Here is a 17,307-nt window from a genome sequence, read left to right on the forward strand (position 1 = left end):
TGTACTCACCTGCAAAATTGCAGCGACGCAGCTGATTTATCGTAAGGAAACACCATTCATGCGCCATTTTTTGACAACGTACCGGGACTCGATCCTCGCATCTGCAGGCATCATCATTGCCATGATCTCACTTGGATTCGCTATCTGGCAGGGCAGAGAGGAAATCAGGCACAACCATATTTCTGTAGAGCCAAGAATAAATGCCTATTTCTCTAACGATGGTCGCAAAAATCAATGGGGCATTTATGCCATCAACAACGGTATGGGAGCGGCCTTTGTTAACGGGATTACCGTGACGGTCAATGGCAAACCCGTAGATGCCATCGATAACAATATCTTCGTAGGGGCGATTCGGGCACTGGGCCTTCACGCTGAATGTTTCGTGATTGGTGGCCCGCGCCCGAATGATTCCTTCAGGGTGGGAGAGGAAATATTTCTGGTGGAAGCCAGAGGGGCAGATAAAAGCTGTGCGGAAGACCTGCTGCGCCTGAAGTGGGCCTCACGGGACCCAGAACAGCTGGACTTTGTGCTGGATACGGAATCCATCTACGGTGATAAGTTCCGTTATACCTATTCTCAGAACCGCCAAGTAAAACTGGATTAACGTCCGGGAACATATGAGCGACGTCTGCCGCTCGACACCGGTGCCGGAACAGCGCTGACTCTGTAAATCCGGCGTTCTGTCCGCTGCGACTGCTTGCCCAGGTAGCTCAGGATGTATTGCATGCCCTCCCGCCCTCTGTTGTCGGAAAAACTGATAACACGCTCTCCCCGTACCCTGTAATGTCCCTTAGGCTCACACCTGTGCGCGTAGCCTTCTCCGTTCGTAATGTCCTCCCACAGGTCCCTTATGGACTCCCAGAAGCACCAGACCTTCCTGTGGCGCTGACCATTGAGATAAAACGCAGCATGAATGTGGTAGCGGTGATCTTCCCCGTATTCCAATACCCAGGCATACCCCACCAGCCCGGATAACTCATGGCATTGCTCTGTCAGCCAGGTCATTTCGGCGACAAGTTGATTTACATCGGCGTGGTGAAACGACTTACTGTTCCGGCGGTAAGCAAAGTCCACTCGCAGCATTAAGAGTTTCGAGTAGCAATCAAATAGCTGGTTATGATGAGCGAATAACACGCTCTGTAGCGAATGATCTGATATGTGGTTTCGATTGATATTGTGACGCATGATGTTATCCCATGATGAATAGTGGTCATGGGATTACACCAGGATGTGAATTTTTACCGAGTGGGATGAATTCGGTTATCGATCGGATGCTGGTACGTTGGATAATTACCCTACGCGCTGTAACTGGACGTACACTATCGACGTGAGGAGGTATTGTGCTTGTCGTTCGCAAGATAATATCTGAGACCGGTCAGTATGAGTGTACCAGGGACAGGAGATACGTTTAATCAAGCTGAGCTGCAAGTCGTCCACTGATCTCTCGTTGAGTGGCTTAAGCAGCGGCAGGAGATAGCGACTTTATAAAATAACACTAATAACCTAAATGAATTTATTCTGAAGGTCTGGTCAGCGAACTGTCGGTTTTCCACTGTGCGGCACTTATGAAGACAAACGACATTTTATCACCTCTTCATTTCAACTCAGTGATACATCGGCGTATAATATATTTTCACTCTTACGTCAGCGTGACGGGTACCCCACCTCCCGTATCGTATATTGGAATAACGACTGCTCCGGCTCAGGGGCCTGAAAGGGTAACGCGTCGTAAAATTGCTGGGCGGTGTAAAAAATTAATCATCCAGGAACGTGCGCCGATATCGGGGGAATTATCCAGCATTCTGAGACATCACAAGCGTGCTGCCAGCAGAGACATCCCGATGCTATTTTCGAATGTAAACAACGTACCGCCATAAGCCCACTACAGAATGCTTTTATTGAGTAATCAAAATTTTTGATGACACTGTGAACTGATCATTCTGTTAGTTCTCATATCGGTTGCTCCTGGTACGAATGGAGATCCATCATTGCCTTGCATACACCAAAGTGCACTCAGATCACCCTGTTTGCTGAAAATTGCGGATAACAGAAGAACGATAGCCGACAAAAGAGCTGTTTCTTGAGCCTGCCAGCAGTAAATCAGGATGGCAATCATACGTCTAATGAATGGAAAGATAACGTAAAAACAATGGTTGAGACATGGAGTTATCATGATAACATCACTACATAGTCACGCCGTGATTGATGTGTTGCATGGAGAATGAAATGGCATTTAATGAGAATGGTAAACGTGTTGAGGTTCCCGTAGTCACCAAACTTGAAGAACTTCTAAAGAGCAGTGAACGAGAACTTGTGTATTATGTTCATTATTTACAAAAACGAAATAAAACCAGACATTACATCTCAGGCGTGAATTATACTGATTTTAATTTAGTTAAAAAACTCATCCGAAATGCATTGTATAAATCAGATGCCAGAACTGGTGATATTGACAACACAATCAATAGAATGCTTGAAGATTATCATGAGCTTGCTATTTCAGAAGAAAACACCAACTGGTTAAAAGGGGATCGGAGAGCATGTCTCTGGCTTCTTTTTAATATACTCATCAAAGATACTCAATATGGATTCTTAAGAGACATCATTAATAACAAATCATTAAATACACACTCTGACTCAGAGTATTATTCAATTCTTGCGTGGATTGATAAAGAAATGTATTCATGGTGCCATGATGATGTTCCGAAAAAAATCATGAATTACGCAGACGACTGGCGAAAAATAAAAATAAACAAGATGCATCTCTGGTTAGAGCAAAAAAAAGAGCAAAATGAAATAGAGTATTGTTATAGCTACCTTAAAGATAAAGGGATGAATATCATACTTTCCACAATGTCGGAAAGAGAGGTTGCATTAATTATTGAATTTTGTGAAGCCTCAGGATTTAGTCACAAAGACATTGTTATGGCTTTTTTTGATTATATTCATGGGTATTCAGCCAATGGTGACATTGTCGCAGAAAGCCTTAAGGGAAAAATGTCGAGCGGATTATCATCCTGGAAAAACAGGAAGAATAAAGAAGAATATTCCGATCTGCATTTTGACATCAAGAAAGAAAATATTCCAAAACTAGAGGAGCTTCAGAAAATCCTCAGGCTTTACTCAAAAAAAGAAGTGGTTAATGAACTAATTGAGAAATTTTACGAGCAGTATAATAAGACTTAATTTTTTAACCTTTTCTCAGTTATATATCACCTTACTGAATTCCCTCCCGTTTAACTCCAACAGGCCATCCCCACCGGATGGCCTTTTTTCATTCAGAGGCCGGTATGAAACATCCCTCGGGCTACGCCCTTATTCGACGCCATCTGCGACGTTACCCACATGCACTACGTCAGCATTTGCTGCAGGAGCTTAACCAGTTGGTCACGTATGAACCTGTGATTGGCATTATGGGGAAAACCGGTGTCGGCAAGTCGTCGCTCTGTAACGCCCTGTTCCGCAGTGAAGTCTGTGCCGTGAACGCTGTGGAAGCCTGTACCCGTCAGCCGCAGCGTGTCCGGTTGCGTTTCGGCAACCACTTCCTGACCCTGGTCGATTTGCCCGGCGTTGGCGAGAGTCAGGCACGTGATGACGAATATCGTGAGCTCTACCGCGAACTGATGCCACAACTTGATATGGTGCTGTGGGTGCTCAAAGCCGATGATCGTGCTTTCTCAGTCGAAGAGCAGTTTTATCAGGACGTATTCGCGCAGTTCTGCGGGCCGCTACCGCCGGTATTGTGGGTGCTCAACCAGGCGGACAAGACCGAACCAGCAGAGCAATGGAACTGGCTTTCCGCGCAGCCATCGGCATTACAGGCTGTACGCATCTCGCAGAAGCAACAGTCAGTGGCCCGACAGTTTGGTATTGCCGAAGCCGATATTCTGCCGGTCTCGGTCCGGGGTCGCTATCGTCTGTCCCGTCTGGTGGAGGCGATGATTACCCGTCTCCCAAAGCAGGCCCGCAGCCCACTGGTGCCACATCTGCAGACCGCGTATCGCACCGAAGCCGTCGTCAGCACCGCCAGCAGCAGTTTTGGCGATGCCGTGGTGGAGGTTATTGATAAGGTCATTGACCTGGCCCCGTTGCCGCTGGTGGCACGGTCGGCATTGCATGCGGTGACCCATACCGTCGCCCGGGCAGCACGTAGTGTCTGGTCGTTCTTTTTCGGTTAATACCATCAACAAGCAATTTTGCTGAATCACGATCGATTTTGTCGATCGAACCGATCGGGTTTATTCATTATCCACTATTAATATCAGGTTATAGAATCTCTCAGGGATTGCTGAGCCTGAAATTTTATTTATTAAAAATCAATGCGATGAATCGCAGGATTGATCATGTCTTAAGGACTCATATGAAAACAACTTATCCCGTCACCGCCGTCATGGCACTACTGGCAACTGTGTCTTTGCCTGCCGGAGCAGCTGAAAATGATGTTATTAAACTCGATGTTCAGAAGAGTGGTTTCGAGCTGCTTGTCACTGTTATCGCCAGGACTGACAACATCCAGATCAAGAACATTGACGTAAACCGGGGCAGGTGCCTGCTGTTGGCAAAAGGAACAGTCACCTATCAGGGCATTACGGTTGAAGGCTGGGTGCCTAAAAAGGGAGAGTTTACCCCCACTACTATGCAGTTTGCCGATGGCCTGACGTGGCATTTCGGCAACCCGCTTCAGCAGAAGGGGATTAACTGCAGCTTCGTTGAAGCCCGTGTGTTTACCAACAAGGGAACCTTCACTATCAGCGAATGAAATAAACGCCTTATCAGCAGTGTTTCCCTTCATCACTCATTTAAAGGACTAAAACTATGATACTTAAATTTTGTATCCCCTTTGCTCTCACTCTTCTTTTATCCGCCCAAGCAATGGCATTTGGTAGCCACGATGCCTGGACAAGCGGCTACGCTCAGGGCACCACTGAATATACCATCCTCGGTAAGGGACAGTCACAGTTATACCTTGCCTGCGAAAGTACTGGTTCACAGGCGGTGACCATTATATTCACTGATGTAAACGGCCACCAGGTCGGCATGGACGGTGGCCAGAAGCTGACCATGAAAATTGATAACGAAGAAGAAGCGAATATCAGCGAAAGCGAATCTCATGTGGGCTCAGACAATGTGATGTGGGCATGGAATAAATTACGTAGCGGCAAGCGCGTTATTGTCTCGGGAACCGGCGCAAAACCAGCCGCATTTACGCTCAACGGTACAGCTGCCGTTATTCCTGAATTTGGCGATAATGGCTGCGTACCGAAATTTGCCCTTCCGTAAGTCTTACCCACAACGCTTAAAACATCAGCAATACACCACCAGCGCCCTGCTCATTCGAGCAGGGCGTTTTCTTTTGTCTCTTTTAAAGGAACTAATCATGAAATTAGCCAGCCGTTTTGGCCGTATCAACCAGATACGCCGTGACCGGCCTCTGACACACGAAGAGCTGATGAGTCATGTCCCCAGTGTGTTCGGGAGTGACAAACATGAATCTCGTTCAGACCGTTATACCTACATCCCGACCATCACCATCCTTGAAAGTCTGCAGCGGGAAGGCTTTGAGCCGTTCTTTGCCTGTCAGACAAAGGTTCGGGACCAGAGCAAGCGGGAGCACACCAAACACATGCTGCGCCTGCGCCGTGCCGGTCAACTGACCGGGCATCAGGTGCCGGAAATCATTCTGCTTAATAGCCATGACGGCTCATCAAGCTACCAGATGTTGCCGGGATTATTTCGTGGTGTTTGTACCAACGGACTGGTCTGCGGTCAGTCATTTGGCGAAGTGCGGGTGCCGCATAAGGGTAATGTTGTCGAGAAGGTGATTGAGGGAGCTTACGAAGTGCTCGGGGTCTTTGATCGGGTGGATGAGAAACGTGATGCAATGCAGTCGCTGGCGCTACCAGCCCCGGCCCGTCACGCGCTGGCAAATGCCGCACTGAAGTATCGATTTGGTGAGGACCACCAGCCGGTCACGGTATCGCAGTTGCTGACCCCACGTCGCCAGGAGGACTACAGCGATGACCTGTGGACCGTCTATCAGCGGGTGCAGGAGAACCTGATGAAAGGTGGTCTGTCAGGGCGAACCGCACAGGGGAAAAACAGCCGCACCCGTGCCGTTATCGGTATTGATGGCGATGTGAAGCTCAATCGCGCCCTGTGGGTGATGGCAGAAAACATGCTTGCGTTTTTCGGTCGTTAAAAAAACAGTTACGGCATAAGGAGATAGTTTAATGGTTATACAACACCTTCAGTTATCTGAGCAGACAGCAATTACTGCCTCGGTGGTCCCTGACGAGTTACGCATCGGCTTCTGGCCACAGCACTTTGGCTCCATCCCACAATGGATAACCCTTGAGCCCCGAATATTTGGCTGGATGGATCGTCTGTACGCTGATTACAGCGGCGGCGTCTGGAGCTTTTACACACTCAGCAACGGCGGCGCATTTATGGCTCCAGAGCCCGATGGTGAGAAATGGACGTTGTTCAACCCGATGAATGGCAACGATGCGGAGATGAGCGGAGAGGCTGCCGGTATAGCGGTCTGCCTGATGGCATACAGCCACCATGCCTGTCGTATCGAATGTGACGCGATGACTGAGCACTATTATCGCTTACGCGGCTACGCGCTGAACCATCCGGAATGCAGCGCTATTATGCATCTTATCGACTGAGGAATGCCGAACATGAATGCTGCATTATCCCCGGTGCCATCGCAGCCTGAACTCTTTCCGCTGACGGTTTTGGCACAACATGGTTATCTGCTCCCTGCGACTTCCGGATTGACACCCTATGCCCAACAGACTATCCGCCGCGCTATCAACCTACTGGATAAATATTTGCGCCAGCCCGGTATAGCCTTTACCTCAAGCACTGCTGCCCGTGACTGGCTTCGGTTACTGCTGGCGGGACAAGAACGGGAAGTGTTCATGGTGCTTTATCTCGATAACCAGCACTGTTTACTGGAGAGCGAAACGCTGTTTGCCGGTTCGGTTAATCAGGTACAGGTTCATCCACGTGAGGTTGTGAAGTCAGCGCTTCGCTTCAATGCTGCAGCTGTCGTACTGGTGCATAACCATCCCTCCGGCGATCCGGAGCCCAGCAATGCCGATCGCCAGATGACTGACAAACTGAAGGAGGTGCTGGGACTGGTCGATGTGAACACGCTCGATCATCTGGTCATCGGCTCAGAGGGCATTGTGTCGTTCGCTGAGCGAGGCTGGATATGAAAATCATCAGTAAACGTCAGGCAATGACCCTGTACCGGCGACATCCTGGCTCCCGACTGTTTCGCTTCCGTACGGGCAAATATAAATGGTCAGGCAGTATCTGCCATTATGCTGGCCGCGAGTTGGAAGATATACGCGGCGTTCTGGCTGTATTTGCTGAACGTCGTCAGGACCGCAATGGTCCCTATGTCATTCTTCGAAGCGTTACTCTTAATTAATCCTTCCCTTTAATCAGGAACAATAATGAACAATCACTCAGAATCCGGTACAAAGCCGGAGAATCCCGCCTGCCAGCAGTGGGGGCTACAGAGTACGATCACACCCTGTTTTGGAGCTCGTCTGGTGCAGGAAGGCAACTGCCTGCATTTTCTCGCTGACCGGGCCGGATTCAACGGTGCTTTCAGCGACGATGAGGCGTTGCACCTGGATCAGGCCTTTCTGTTGATACTCAAACAACTGGAGCTGATGCTTACCAGCGGAGAACTCTCTCCCCGGCATCAGCACTGCGTCACGCTATATCACAATGGACTTACTTGCGAAGCAGACACACTCGGCTCCTGCGGCTATGTCTACATTGCTATCTATCCTGATCAGATTGAGTTCCAGTAACTTAACGCTTATCCCCTGAGCATCACGGAGTAAACATCATGCAAACCTTATCATCACACCTGACACGGGCGGCTAAGAGCTGTCTGTCACCCGTTGAAATCTGGCAGCGGTTACTGACTCATCTGTTGTCGCAGCACTATGGTCTGACGCTGAATGACACACCGTTCAGTAATGAAACCACCATACTGGAACACATTGATGCTGGAGTATCGCTCTGCGATGCGGTGAACTTTCTTGTCGAAAAATATGAACTGGTGAGAATTGACTGTAATGATTGCTCTGTCATGGAGAAGTCACCGTTCATCACCAGTATCGATATTCTACGTGCCCGGAAAGCCTCTGGCCTGATGAAACGCAGCGATCACAAAACTGTTACCAGGGTAACGGCAGGTCATCATCAGGAGCTATAAGCAATGGGAAGTCAATTAATGTTGATATCGACATCATTGATACAATGCTGTCCAATGTAGGGAAGCTACCAGTAAAAAGATAATGAGGAGTTCGCCAAGGCTAAAGCCTGCTCCTCATCTTTATCTGCATCATCTACTCTTAGGGGGATTTTTGTTCACTTGGCTTTGCCCCGATTCGAGTCCCAAATTCAATGAATTTACGTGTTGGTATCTATGTTGGTACACAAACAATGATTTTGTTTTTATTTATTTTAAATCAAGGAGTTAATTTTAATGTGCGAGTCCGGCCTTCGCACCATCTTCTCAAACCAAGCTGTCCAATTCCCCTAACTATCTACACTCCCCATCTCTTTCCTCCGTATCAATCTCCCCCCGTCAATCACCTCTCCAGCCACCCCATCACCACTTCCGCCAAATCATCCTCAACCGTGTAAAAATAGCACGCCGGGACCTTCAGCACCTCTGCCAGCCGACACGCCAGCGCGAAATCAGGGGTGTGAATCCCTCGCTCATACTGATTCATTCTTGCACTGGCCGTGGCTTCATCAATGCCCGCCAGAATGCCCAATTTTTGCTGAGATAAACCCGCTTTGAGACGCGCTTCTTTCAAACGGTGCGGCAGCATGATGATCCTGTAAGTCTGGAAACGGAATCGCAATTTTGAGATCTGATAGTTGAAAATGTACTAAGTATTACTTAGTATTTGTGTCGCAAATTTGAACTGTTGATTGACCACGAAGGAGAGCAGGAGATGAAGAGAACCGATATGCATCCGGCGGATATTATTGCCCAGCTTAAGAAAAAGCATTTATCGATGGCCGAACTGTCCCGTCAGGCAGGGCTGCGTTCTTCCACGCTGGCGAATGCGTTGATCCGCCCATGGCCGAAAGGGGAGCATTTGATTGCGGAGGCGCTGGAAATGGAACCCTCGGCGATCTGGCCCAGCCGCTATTATGACGAGAATGGAACATTAATCGATCGCCGTAAATTAATGCGTTTTATGAATAGATAATGATCATCACCGTCACTACCGGGCTATCGTTTTGCTTAGCCCGGGGCGATCAGGACGTCATAAACTCTCACCCATACCTCCCCATCACCCCACCCAGTTCCCGCTCCGTCACCGGCAACGAAATAAAATACCCCTGATAACTCGTCACTCCCATCCCGCGCAGCATCTCAAGCTTCTTCTCACTGTCCACCCCTTCGGCAATACACCCGCTTCCCGTCAGTTCAGCGAAATACACCAGGCTTTTAACCAACGCGCGGGCGTGGGCGTCGTGCTGGCAGTCGTCGACGATGCTTTTATCCAGCTTGTAGTCGCTGAACCGCAGCGTTCTGACCGGCAATATCACGCTGTTGTGGGAAAAGCAGTCATCGAGCATGATGCGAAAACCCTGCGACTGTAGGCGCAGCAGGCTGGTAGCGCGTTGTTCGTCCGGGCGCAGGTCGGTGGTCTCGGCGCATTCCAGCACCAGTTGGGGTGTCCATGCGGGATCGTGAAGCTGGCGGCGGGCGGCGTCCATCATAGGTACGAGGGCGTGATGGTTGGCCAGGCAGGGCGGGATGTTGACGGAAAAATAGTAGCGGCCTTCACAGGCGTTAATCTGCCGCACGGCCTGCTGGATCGTGGAGGCGGTTAACAGTATCCAGGTGTAGTGCGAGCGGATCGGCGGCAGAAATTCACCGGGGGTGAGGATGTGCCCGTCGCGATACCAGCGGGCGAGCAGTTCAAAGCCCTGAAGCCGGAGGTGTTGATTAACGATGGGCTGAAACACCGTATACCACTGGCGGCTGTGGATCGCCTGCATAAACTCGCGTTCAAAAGCGCTGAGGGCTTCGGTCTGCGGCATTTGTCGGGCATGCGGCAGGTGGGCGGTGAGGGAGGGAAACGGTCCGGCCATTTTTCTGAGTCCTGACATCCGTTGGCAATAGAGGGTTTTATGGCTGCGCTGGTGGGCCTGCGACTGCTGGCGGATGCTGTCGCCGTGGAAGAGATCCACCAGCGCCAGCACTTCTTTGGGGGTGAGGCCCTCTTGATGAGGAAATCCCGACTGCCGCTCCCGTTGCGCCTGCAACGCCAGTCGCGGACTGCTCCGGCATCCGCCGCGCAGCAGGGCGGCAAGCTGCGCACACGGCAGGTCGGAACTGCTCATCCTGACGCAGGCCAGCGCCTGCGGATTTTTAGTGAGTTTTTGCAGCGTCGGCCACAGCCAGCTGGCGGGGAGGCGGCTGAGGATCAGCATGCTCATCGGTCGGCGCATCTGGCGCAGCAGCGAGGCGGCGTGTTGCAGGGTTAGCAGCAGCCAGTAGGGATCGTCCGGGAGATACACCACCACCCGGCGGGCGGGCAATGGCGGAAACTCGTTCGCCTGCGGGTGTACCCTCTGCGGATGCGCGTCCGCCATCAGCCATGCCAGCCCTCCGGCGGCCAGCGTGCAGGGGGAGAGGATCATCGTGCTACTGGTAGACAAACGTCACCCCGATGATCGACTGCACGTTGCCTGCGGTGACCTGTCCGCTGGTGCGGGCGTAGCTGGCGGTAAGTCCCAGATCTACCGGCGAGGGGCCGACCACGCCCATGGACACCGTATCGTTGGCCGCCAGGATGGTGCCGCCGCGTGAGATCTGCACCCCGACGCCCTGCGCCGCGAGGCCAGCGGCGGTGTTACTGAAAATCGAGTTGCCAGAATCCACCGTGCTGCCGGAGAGGTAATAGCCCAGGTTCTGGTTCTGTGCGCAGCGTACCGTAAGCGGAATGGTGGCGCTGGCGGGATAGTCCGGCAGGTCGACCGTCACGTCGCGGGCGGAGACGTCGCAGCCGCCGGTCGGCACCACCACATCGTTGCTGGCGTAGATGTTCCAGATAAACTGAAAGTCGTCGGCGTCCTTGTTGTTGGTCTGATGAAGGATCAGCACCGCCACCAGCGACCCGGCGCTGATCGCCACGCCGCCGGCGGTGCTGACCGGCGTCAGGTAGAGCACGGTTGGCCACGGCTTGTCAGTTTTGGAGTTATAGATCACCCGCGCGGTCTCGCTGGTGGTCGGAAACGGGTAGCTCGCGCCGTTGTATTTAACGGTACCGGTGAAGTTTTTTAATACGCCGCCGTAGGCCGAACCGCGCTGGAGCGTCACGTAGTCGGTGATCGAAGTCGGGTAGTCGTTATGGCAAAAAATCTGCGTTGAGAGATCGACCACCAGGTTCTGGCCCACGCTGACGGAGGGGGCCATGGTGACGTACACGTCCGCCGAGCCGCCACCGATGGGAATAGTCACGCCCGCTGCGGTCTGGCAGGCAAAGGACCACGCGCTGGCAGACCAGCCGAGCAGCAGTAGCGAGGTAACAAAAGCGATGAGTTTTTGCATGGGGGTCTCCTGTCAGGCCCAGGTGTAGGTGACGTTGATGACGGCCTGGATCGTACCCTGGGTGACGCCGCCGTTGACCGTCAGCGCCCGCACTTTGAGCGGAAAGCGCGTCGACTGGCTGGCGTCATCCACCGGCAGGGTTTTGAGCGTGCCGTTGTTCAGCGTGGTGCCGTCCTCATCCTGCAACTCAAGTTGGATGTTCCCGGCGGTGCCCTGGTTCTGGTAATAGCCGGTACTGTCGGCCGTGCCGCTGAAGGTGGCGGTGACCGTCGAGGTGCCCACCGGGCAGTTGGTAAGATCAAGGATCACGTCGTGCCAGGCGGAAGTGGCTCCCGGCGAGATCATGTTGAAGGTGTAAAGCTCCTCCAGGGTGACGTTCGCAGTGGGGGTGGCGATGGTGCAGGGTTTGGCCACCACCCTGCCGTTGACGGTGATGGTAACGTCGGCGCTGTGGCCGGGCACGATGACCGCTGCCAGTAATCCCGCGAGCAGGAAGCGGGAAAAAGTCCGTTGCATGTCAGCCTCCGGCTATTGAAATTCAAGGGTGAAGGTGGCCGTGGCATTAACCTGCCCGGCGGTGACCGGAACCCGCGTGGACATTAAGCGGGCGTGAAAGTTGAGAATGTTGGTCTGGCCTGGCGTCAAAGGGATCCACTCAAGCGCCGATGAACCAGCGTTAAGCGGCAGGGCGAGGCGATGGCTATCAAGGATCTGCACGCCGATGCCGTCAGCGGAGGTCGCGCCGTCGGCCAGTTTTAACAGCGCAGGGTTGTCGTTATCTGCGAGGCCGTTAAAGCCCACTTTCACCGCCGTTACCGCCGTACCGCACGGCGACAGCACGATGCTGAACGGCATCGGCCGGGTAGCCGCGCCGACCGTGGGAAACTGTTTATCGGCTTCGGTGCCCATCATGACGGTAAACTCTTTTGAGTCCGTCGCCACCGCGCAGCCGTTGTCGCGGACAAGGCCGCTGACAGAGATGGTGCTGTCTGCGGCGAGGCCGGGCGTCGCGGCGAGGCCGGACAGAAGAGCAAAGAGCGCGCGTTGCAGAATTATCATGGTCGGTTCCTTAGCGGCATATGGCCGTGATCTGGCTGAGCGTCTGGCGCGCGTCAAGGCGATAGTCCGCCACGCAGCGGGCGTCCGCGCCGTTACCCCACGTCACCCCGACCTGACCGGCGACAGGCATGCCGCTGAGATAGACCTGGCCGTTATCCGCCACGATGCTGCTGCTGTGGCGGGTGGTGGAGGTGGCTATCGCGCCGAACGGCACCGGTTTACCGTTGTGCATCAGGGTGAGCAGCACTTTCAGGCCCACCTGGGCGCGAAACTCGGCGCGCACCACGGCGCCGTGAGTCGGCACCACGCTTGCCACGGCTTCATTCAGATCGACGTTGTCCGCCAGTGAGTTGGTATCCAGCGCCACCCGGTTCTCCCGGTACTCGGTGGCGTAGGGGATGACGGCGTAGCCGCGCCAGTCGGTGAAGACGCCGGTCTGATTTTCGACTTTCGCGTTTTTAGCGCCCGGCGCTTTGATCAGCACGCTGGTGTCGTTCAGCGGCTGGCTGAAGGTGACGCCGTCGGCATGGGCCAGCACGCCGCCGCTCATGCCGTAATAGACTTGCTTCATGCCTTCGCTGTGGCTGTAGCCGAGGTTGGCGTTGCCGTAGCCGCCGCGATAGTTCAGCGCCGTATAGCCGCTGCCGCCGCTGTTGCCCGTCCCGCCGCCGGCGTAGCCGGTCTGCACGCTGTAGCTCAGGTTATTGTCCTCCAGCAGGGTGCCGTAGAGACCCGCGAGGTTGGTCATTCGGCCATTAAGATCGTGCGACATGCTGTAGCTGGCGCTGGCGTGTCGCCAGGTGGAAGAGGTGTCAGATCGCAGCCAGTGGCTGAAGGGGATGTTGACGTTGAGCGCCAGCATCTGATCGCGTCCCTGCTGCCAGGCGTTTTTGGTCAGGCTGTAGCTGAGTGTCCAGTTGATATCGTTGACCACGGTGTTCAGCCCGGCCTGCAACTGTTCATCGGCACCGTCCGTGCCCCAGTAAGTCTGGTGGCTGCCGCTCACATACAGTGTCGCGGTGCGGCCAAGCTGCTGGGTCACGCTGACCTGCGCTTTACCGCGTTTATTCCAGGTGAGGTTGTAGTAGTCGGTAATTTTGGGTTTCACCTCAATCGGCCCGTCCTGCGTCTCAATGCGATAACCGCTCATCCGGCGATAAGCGGTGTCGGCGAAGCTGAAGTAGCCGCGCGTCGAATAGCGGTAGCCGACCAGCTGAATGTTGGTGCCCGTTTCGGTCAGCGATTTGTTGTACAGAAAACGCAGCGATTGCCCCTGGTGATCGCTGTCATCCGCCAGATGTGCGTTGGCCTGGGTGACGTCCAGCGACAGCGCGCCAAAGGTGCCCATATTTTTCCCGACGCCAAGGTTGAAGGCGCGGTAGCGATCCGCCAGTTGCGTCCCGCCATACAGCGTCCAGCCCGCCGGCAGGCCGTGCAGGAGGGTAGTCTGAAAGAACGACGGCTTGTCCTGCTGCCCGTTGCCGCTGCGGTATTCACCGGCGGTGACGGCGTAGCGGGTATGGCCTTCGCGTTGCAGGAAGGGCACCGTCGACCACGGCACGCTGAAGATCTGGCTGCTGCCATCGGCTTCTTTGATGGTCACCTGCAGATCGCCGCCGTTACCCGCCGCGTACAGATCGTTAACCGTAAAGGGGCCGGGCGGCACCGTGCTCTGGTAGATCTCATAGCCGTTTTGTTTGATGGAGACCTGCGCCGTGCCGCGCGCGATACCGTGCACCACCGGGGCGAATCCTTTCTGGCTGTCCGGCAGCATATTGTCATCGGAGGCCAGCTGCGCGCCGCGAAAGTTAATGCCGTCGAAAATGTCGCCGCTGGTGTAGGTATCGCCGAGCGTCAGCCGCGAGCGCAGCGGGGTGATGTCGCGCTCAAGCCAGGTGTTCACATGCTGCCAGCGGTTCTCATGGTTCGACGATGCGCCGCCGCCGCTGTAGCTCCAGTTGGTATTATCGCGCAGCCGCCATGCGCCGACGTTAAGGCCGCTTTGCAGGTTGAGGTACGTATAATGGCTGGAGCCGCCGGGAGTGTTACGGACGTTGTTGCCGGTCAGGTTGTAATTGAGCAGCGCGGCAGTGATCCCGTCGTCCCATAGCTCCGGCGGGATATAGCCCCGCGCATGGTTGCCCATAAACGCCTGCGGGACCGTCAGATACAGGCGCTGCTGCCCGACATCGAACCGGGTGGTCGCGTCGTTAATCATTGAGGTCAGCGGCACGCAGGCATCAACCGCCAGCGCGTTCATTCCTGCAACACTGGACGTATTGACGCCCATACTGGCGAGCTGCCCGCGGGTCAGACACGGTGACAGTCCATCGCCGTCATTACCCGCGTTGAACGTTACATCGCGGGTCGTCATAAAGCCGTCGTTCAGATAGATATCCACGCGGTAGACGCCGGGCGGCACTTCCTGACCTTTTTCGAACCCGGAGAGATCGGCCACGGTGGAAGGGTCGTCGGATAAAAAGCGCGGATTGAAATAAAGCTCGGCCCGCGCGGAAAAGACCTGCGAGGCGATCAGCAGCGCGAGCGGCAGCGGAATAAAATGGCGTCCCGGACGCGGGTAAAGGCGGCTGACGTATCCGCGCGATCCATATTTCAACTGTGACATAGTCCCTCCGGTCCGTCGTCGTCCGGTGATAATTGCGATTGCATGAGTTCAGCGGTGGGGCGGCGTTAGTGCATGACGCCCTGCATTCTGGCCGTCAGCGCGCCGTAGTCATTGATGGTCCGGTAAGTGATGGTGCTTCCGGCATCTGACGGCAGTTGCACCGAGGTTTCTCCCATCGGCGGCACCAGCGCGTTTTCCAGCACCCGCGTTCCGGCATTCAGTTCGGTGACGGTCAGGTAATACGGCGTCGGATTGCTCAGCGTCAGGCGCGATGCGCTGCGGTGAAAGCGCAGCTTCTCCGCGGCCCGGTCTGGCGGCAGCGCCAGATTAGCCGGGCGGTAATAGAGCTTGATGCGGCTGATAATCGCCAGTTGTAGCGTGTTGTCGCTCAGCTTTGCCTTATCCATGGAGGGGATAGCTTTGACGTTTATCCAGAACAGGCTTTCGCGATCCTGCGGCAACTGATGATTGGTCGCATCGATAATGCGCAGGGTGTTCTCTTTTTTGCCCTGCATCGCAAACAGCGGCGGGGTGATGACAAAGCGGCTCTCTTTTTGTCCGTCAGCATTCTCGACCCATGACTGGATCAGATAAGTGCTGTTTTCGGCGTTACTGGTGACCGGTAGCTGGACCTGTTTTTGCCCGGCGGGATACACCACCCGCGTAGCGCCCAGTGCCACGCCCGCCCCGGCTCGCGCGGCATAGCCAAACGTTAACATCATCAGCAATCCTGCCAGCAGGCGACGCGTCATCATCTTCTTCATGTCATGCTCTTTGGTTATCAACATTGTTTTTGCTTACTGGTAAGTCAGGGCGAACCACGCCTGGGCATTCGCGACGCCGCCGGTCACTTGCCGACCAGTGGCCCGGTACTTCGCGACAAAATGCAGCGTCATCGGGCCGTTATACAGTCGCGTCCAGGCAAGTGGCGGGCTGTTCAGCGGGATGAGGTTATCGTCTGCGTCAAACAGCGCGATGCCGATATTGCTGGCGATGCCGGGGCCTTCACCAACGGACAGCACATCCGGATTTTTACCGTCGGCCACCCCGCGAAAGGCGATGCCGACGCGTTCGCTGACCGCTATGGTGCAATCCTGAAGGTGGATGTCAAAGGGGACGGGATTGGCGTCTTCGCCCGGCGAATGCAGACGATAACTGCCGATTTGCCCCATATTGACCGTCATCTGGCGATCTCCCGCCTCGACGCGGCAGGCCTCAGCAATAATGACGCCCTGAAAGCGCATCGTGCCTTCGGCCAGCGCCAGCGAGGGCATCAGCAATATCAACAGACCGGTTATCATCCTTTGCATCGGTATCACCTTGCGCGCGTTAAACAGAGCGGGCCGTCCTGGCCCGTCGCGCTTCCGTGCGTTACGCTGAATTACTCGTACTGAACCTTAAACGTGGCGTCAGCGTTCGCAGTACCGGCGGTTGCTTTCCCGGTAGCGAAGTAGCGTGCCTGGAACGGCAGGATGTTGGTGCCGTCGATCAGGGTCACGGCAGAACTAAACGATGCGCCATCCAGCGCCAGCGGCGTGCCGGTTTTATCGAGGATCTGGACGCCGACGTTAGTCGCGCCACCGGCGGCAGAGTTTTGCAGCGCCAGCACGTTAGCATTCTCGCTGTTAACCGCCGTGCCGGAGAACGCCACGGAGGCTTTAGTGGCAACGGTGGTATCACAGTCGTTCAGCTGAATATTGAAGCCGACGGCGGTGCTGGTGCTGCCCACGGTGGCAAGCTTGGCGGTACGTACCTGGCCCATCGGCACGGTCTGTTCGATAGAATCGGCATCCACCGCGCAGGCGGCGTTAACCACTTCACCTTTAAAATGCACCGTACCGCCGTTAACGGCAGTGGTATCAGCAAAGGCGGCTGAACTCAGAGAAAGCGCTGACAGGGCGGTAAGCGCCAGAGTTTTCAATTTCATGCTATATTCCTTTTAATCGAGAGAAAGACTACGAATCAAATTAAGGGGTCGTCCTGGCCTTCAGGTATTCCCTTTTTAGAGAAT

At 54.3% G+C, this 17,307-nt stretch carries 22 protein-coding genes; 12 read left to right on the plus strand and 10 right to left on the minus strand.

The features are described from left to right. Positions 1-58: 58 nt before the first annotated feature. The gene (locus ACMGGS_RS09860; protein ID WP_045141671.1) at positions 59-604 is read left to right on the plus strand and encodes a hypothetical protein; all 546 of its coding nucleotides are present in this window, start codon (positions 59-61) and stop codon (positions 602-604) included. On the opposite strand, the gene ACMGGS_RS09865 is transcribed toward ACMGGS_RS09860, so the two are convergent. Further along, positions 601-1,185 carry an inovirus-type Gp2 protein gene (locus ACMGGS_RS09865; RefSeq protein WP_045141670.1) on the minus strand — a complete coding sequence of 195 codons (585 nt, stop codon included), beginning with the start codon at positions 1,183-1,185 and terminating at the stop codon, positions 601-603. The genes ACMGGS_RS09860 and ACMGGS_RS09865 overlap by 4 nt on opposite strands. 1,041 nt (positions 1,186-2,226) lie before the next feature. On the opposite strand from ACMGGS_RS09865, the gene ACMGGS_RS09870 reads away from it, so the two are divergent. The 10 genes from ACMGGS_RS09870 (at position 2,227) to ACMGGS_RS09915 (ending at position 8,245) form a co-directional block, all read left to right on the plus strand. Beyond that, positions 2,227-3,186 carry a hypothetical protein gene (locus ACMGGS_RS09870; protein ID WP_414165914.1) on the plus strand — a complete coding sequence of 320 codons (960 nt, stop codon included), beginning with the start codon at positions 2,227-2,229 and terminating at the stop codon, positions 3,184-3,186. Between the two features lie 104 nt (positions 3,187-3,290). Further along, the gene (locus ACMGGS_RS09875; protein WP_045141675.1) at positions 3,291-4,178 is read left to right on the plus strand and encodes a GTPase family protein; all 888 of its coding nucleotides are present in this window, start codon (positions 3,291-3,293) and stop codon (positions 4,176-4,178) included. A 38-nt stretch (positions 4,179-4,216) separates the two neighbouring features. After that, positions 4,217-4,759, plus strand: a complete 543-nt coding sequence (locus ACMGGS_RS09880; RefSeq protein ID WP_414165915.1) for a hypothetical protein — start codon at positions 4,217-4,219, stop codon at positions 4,757-4,759. A 56-nt stretch (positions 4,760-4,815) separates the two neighbouring features. Next, positions 4,816-5,280, plus strand: a complete 465-nt coding sequence (locus tag ACMGGS_RS09885; protein ID WP_045141667.1) for a hypothetical protein — start codon at positions 4,816-4,818, stop codon at positions 5,278-5,280. A gap of 97 nt (positions 5,281-5,377) precedes the next feature. Further along, the gene (locus ACMGGS_RS09890) at positions 5,378-6,199 is read left to right on the plus strand and encodes a DUF932 domain-containing protein (protein WP_045141666.1); all 822 of its coding nucleotides are present in this window, start codon (positions 5,378-5,380) and stop codon (positions 6,197-6,199) included. Between the two features lie 31 nt (positions 6,200-6,230). After that, entirely contained in the window at positions 6,231-6,671 is a 441-nt protein-coding gene (locus tag ACMGGS_RS09895) for an antirestriction protein (protein WP_045141665.1), read from the plus strand. 12 nt (positions 6,672-6,683) lie between these two features. Beyond that, positions 6,684-7,226 (plus strand): RadC family protein, encoded by a 543-nt coding sequence (gene radC / locus ACMGGS_RS09900; protein ID WP_045141664.1) that lies wholly within the window; start codon positions 6,684-6,686, stop codon positions 7,224-7,226. After that, entirely contained in the window at positions 7,223-7,444 is a 222-nt protein-coding gene (locus ACMGGS_RS09905; RefSeq protein WP_045141663.1) for a DUF987 family protein, read from the plus strand. Before radC ends, ACMGGS_RS09905 begins: the two co-directional genes overlap by 4 nt. Positions 7,445-7,469: 25 nt before the next feature. Further along, on the plus strand, positions 7,470-7,835 hold the full coding sequence (locus ACMGGS_RS09910) for a type IV toxin-antitoxin system YeeU family antitoxin (RefSeq protein ID WP_045141662.1): 366 nt from the start codon (positions 7,470-7,472) through the stop codon (positions 7,833-7,835). Positions 7,836-7,873: 38 nt separating this feature from the next. Then, entirely contained in the window at positions 7,874-8,245 is a 372-nt protein-coding gene (locus tag ACMGGS_RS09915; RefSeq protein ID WP_045141661.1) for a TA system toxin CbtA family protein, read from the plus strand. Positions 8,246-8,624: 379 nt separating this feature from the next. On the opposite strand, the gene ACMGGS_RS09920 is transcribed toward ACMGGS_RS09915, so the two are convergent. Then, the gene (locus ACMGGS_RS09920) at positions 8,625-8,870 is read right to left on the minus strand and encodes a helix-turn-helix transcriptional regulator (RefSeq protein ID WP_414165916.1); all 246 of its coding nucleotides are present in this window, start codon (positions 8,868-8,870) and stop codon (positions 8,625-8,627) included. A gap of 126 nt (positions 8,871-8,996) precedes the next feature. Here ACMGGS_RS09920 and ACMGGS_RS09925 point away from each other — a divergent pair, with 126 nt between their 5' ends. Further along, positions 8,997-9,257: a helix-turn-helix domain-containing protein gene (locus ACMGGS_RS09925; protein ID WP_414165917.1), complete on the plus strand. Its 261-nt coding sequence runs from the start codon at positions 8,997-8,999 to the stop codon at positions 9,255-9,257. A gap of 67 nt (positions 9,258-9,324) precedes the next feature. Here the strand turns inward: ACMGGS_RS09925 and ACMGGS_RS09930 are convergent, their stop codons facing one another. The 8 genes from ACMGGS_RS09930 to fimA all read right to left on the minus strand — a co-directional run bounded on the left by ACMGGS_RS09930 (position 9,325) and on the right by fimA (position 17,223). Beyond that, positions 9,325-10,719, minus strand: a complete 1,395-nt coding sequence (locus ACMGGS_RS09930; RefSeq protein ID WP_414165918.1) for an EAL domain-containing protein — start codon at positions 10,717-10,719, stop codon at positions 9,325-9,327. Beyond that, entirely contained in the window at positions 10,706-11,611 is a 906-nt protein-coding gene (locus ACMGGS_RS09935) for a fimbrial protein (protein WP_414165919.1), read from the minus strand. Before ACMGGS_RS09935 ends, ACMGGS_RS09930 begins: the two co-directional genes overlap by 14 nt. A gap of 12 nt (positions 11,612-11,623) precedes the next feature. Further along, positions 11,624-12,127 (minus strand): fimbrial protein, encoded by a 504-nt coding sequence (locus ACMGGS_RS09940; protein WP_414165920.1) that lies wholly within the window; start codon positions 12,125-12,127, stop codon positions 11,624-11,626. A 12-nt stretch (positions 12,128-12,139) separates the two neighbouring features. Continuing rightward, positions 12,140-12,670 (minus strand): fimbrial protein, encoded by a 531-nt coding sequence (locus ACMGGS_RS09945; protein ID WP_414165921.1) that lies wholly within the window; start codon positions 12,668-12,670, stop codon positions 12,140-12,142. 10 nt (positions 12,671-12,680) lie between these two features. Continuing rightward, complete coding sequence (locus ACMGGS_RS09950) at positions 12,681-15,296, minus strand: fimbrial biogenesis usher protein (protein WP_414165922.1); 2,616 nt, start codon at positions 15,294-15,296, stop codon at positions 12,681-12,683. Positions 15,297-15,361: 65 nt separating this feature from the next. Then, positions 15,362-16,060: a fimbria/pilus periplasmic chaperone gene (locus tag ACMGGS_RS09955; protein WP_414165923.1), complete on the minus strand. Its 699-nt coding sequence runs from the start codon at positions 16,058-16,060 to the stop codon at positions 15,362-15,364. Between the two features lie 33 nt (positions 16,061-16,093). Then, the gene (locus tag ACMGGS_RS09960; RefSeq protein ID WP_414165924.1) at positions 16,094-16,606 is read right to left on the minus strand and encodes a fimbrial protein; all 513 of its coding nucleotides are present in this window, start codon (positions 16,604-16,606) and stop codon (positions 16,094-16,096) included. A 71-nt stretch (positions 16,607-16,677) separates the two neighbouring features. Beyond that, positions 16,678-17,223 (minus strand): type 1 fimbrial major subunit FimA, encoded by a 546-nt coding sequence (gene fimA, locus ACMGGS_RS09965; protein ID WP_276163577.1) that lies wholly within the window; start codon positions 17,221-17,223, stop codon positions 16,678-16,680. Positions 17,224-17,307 lie beyond the last annotated feature (84 nt).

The sequence above is a fragment of the Superficieibacter sp. BNK-5 genome (assembly GCF_047456055.1).
Lineage (GTDB): Bacteria > Pseudomonadota > Gammaproteobacteria > Enterobacterales > Enterobacteriaceae > Superficieibacter.

What these genes read in the sequence shown, in the direction of transcription:
- ACMGGS_RS09955 (WP_414165923.1), bottom strand. Translation starts at nt 16,060, where the DNA reads ATGAAGAAGATGATGACGCGTCGCCTGCTGGCAGGATTGCTGATGATG.
- ACMGGS_RS09945 (WP_414165921.1), bottom strand. Translation starts at nt 12,670, where the DNA reads ATGATAATTCTGCAACGCGCGCTCTTTGCTCTTCTGTCCGGCCTCGCC.
- ACMGGS_RS09895 (WP_045141665.1), top strand. Translation starts at nt 6,231, where the DNA reads ATGGTTATACAACACCTTCAGTTATCTGAGCAGACAGCAATTACTGCC.
- ACMGGS_RS09935 (WP_414165919.1), bottom strand. Translation starts at nt 11,611, where the DNA reads ATGCAAAAACTCATCGCTTTTGTTACCTCGCTACTGCTGCTCGGCTGG.
- ACMGGS_RS09925 (WP_414165917.1), top strand. Translation starts at nt 8,997, where the DNA reads ATGAAGAGAACCGATATGCATCCGGCGGATATTATTGCCCAGCTTAAG.
- ACMGGS_RS09950 (WP_414165922.1), bottom strand. Translation starts at nt 15,296, where the DNA reads ATGTCACAGTTGAAATATGGATCGCGCGGATACGTCAGCCGCCTTTAC.
- ACMGGS_RS09960 (WP_414165924.1), bottom strand. Translation starts at nt 16,606, where the DNA reads ATGCAAAGGATGATAACCGGTCTGTTGATATTGCTGATGCCCTCGCTG.
- ACMGGS_RS09915 (WP_045141661.1), top strand. Translation starts at nt 7,874, where the DNA reads ATGCAAACCTTATCATCACACCTGACACGGGCGGCTAAGAGCTGTCTG.
- ACMGGS_RS09890 (WP_045141666.1), top strand. Translation starts at nt 5,378, where the DNA reads ATGAAATTAGCCAGCCGTTTTGGCCGTATCAACCAGATACGCCGTGAC.
- ACMGGS_RS09905 (WP_045141663.1), top strand. Translation starts at nt 7,223, where the DNA reads ATGAAAATCATCAGTAAACGTCAGGCAATGACCCTGTACCGGCGACAT.
- ACMGGS_RS09885 (WP_045141667.1), top strand. Translation starts at nt 4,816, where the DNA reads ATGATACTTAAATTTTGTATCCCCTTTGCTCTCACTCTTCTTTTATCC.
- radC (WP_045141664.1), top strand. Translation starts at nt 6,684, where the DNA reads ATGAATGCTGCATTATCCCCGGTGCCATCGCAGCCTGAACTCTTTCCG.
- ACMGGS_RS09875 (WP_045141675.1), top strand. Translation starts at nt 3,291, where the DNA reads ATGAAACATCCCTCGGGCTACGCCCTTATTCGACGCCATCTGCGACGT.
- ACMGGS_RS09860 (WP_045141671.1), top strand. Translation starts at nt 59, where the DNA reads ATGCGCCATTTTTTGACAACGTACCGGGACTCGATCCTCGCATCTGCA.
- fimA (WP_276163577.1), bottom strand. Translation starts at nt 17,223, where the DNA reads ATGAAATTGAAAACTCTGGCGCTTACCGCCCTGTCAGCGCTTTCTCTG.
- ACMGGS_RS09870 (WP_414165914.1), top strand. Translation starts at nt 2,227, where the DNA reads ATGGCATTTAATGAGAATGGTAAACGTGTTGAGGTTCCCGTAGTCACC.
- ACMGGS_RS09865 (WP_045141670.1), bottom strand. Translation starts at nt 1,185, where the DNA reads ATGCGTCACAATATCAATCGAAACCACATATCAGATCATTCGCTACAG.
- ACMGGS_RS09910 (WP_045141662.1), top strand. Translation starts at nt 7,470, where the DNA reads ATGAACAATCACTCAGAATCCGGTACAAAGCCGGAGAATCCCGCCTGC.
- ACMGGS_RS09920 (WP_414165916.1), bottom strand. Translation starts at nt 8,870, where the DNA reads ATGCTGCCGCACCGTTTGAAAGAAGCGCGTCTCAAAGCGGGTTTATCT.
- ACMGGS_RS09940 (WP_414165920.1), bottom strand. Translation starts at nt 12,127, where the DNA reads ATGCAACGGACTTTTTCCCGCTTCCTGCTCGCGGGATTACTGGCAGCG.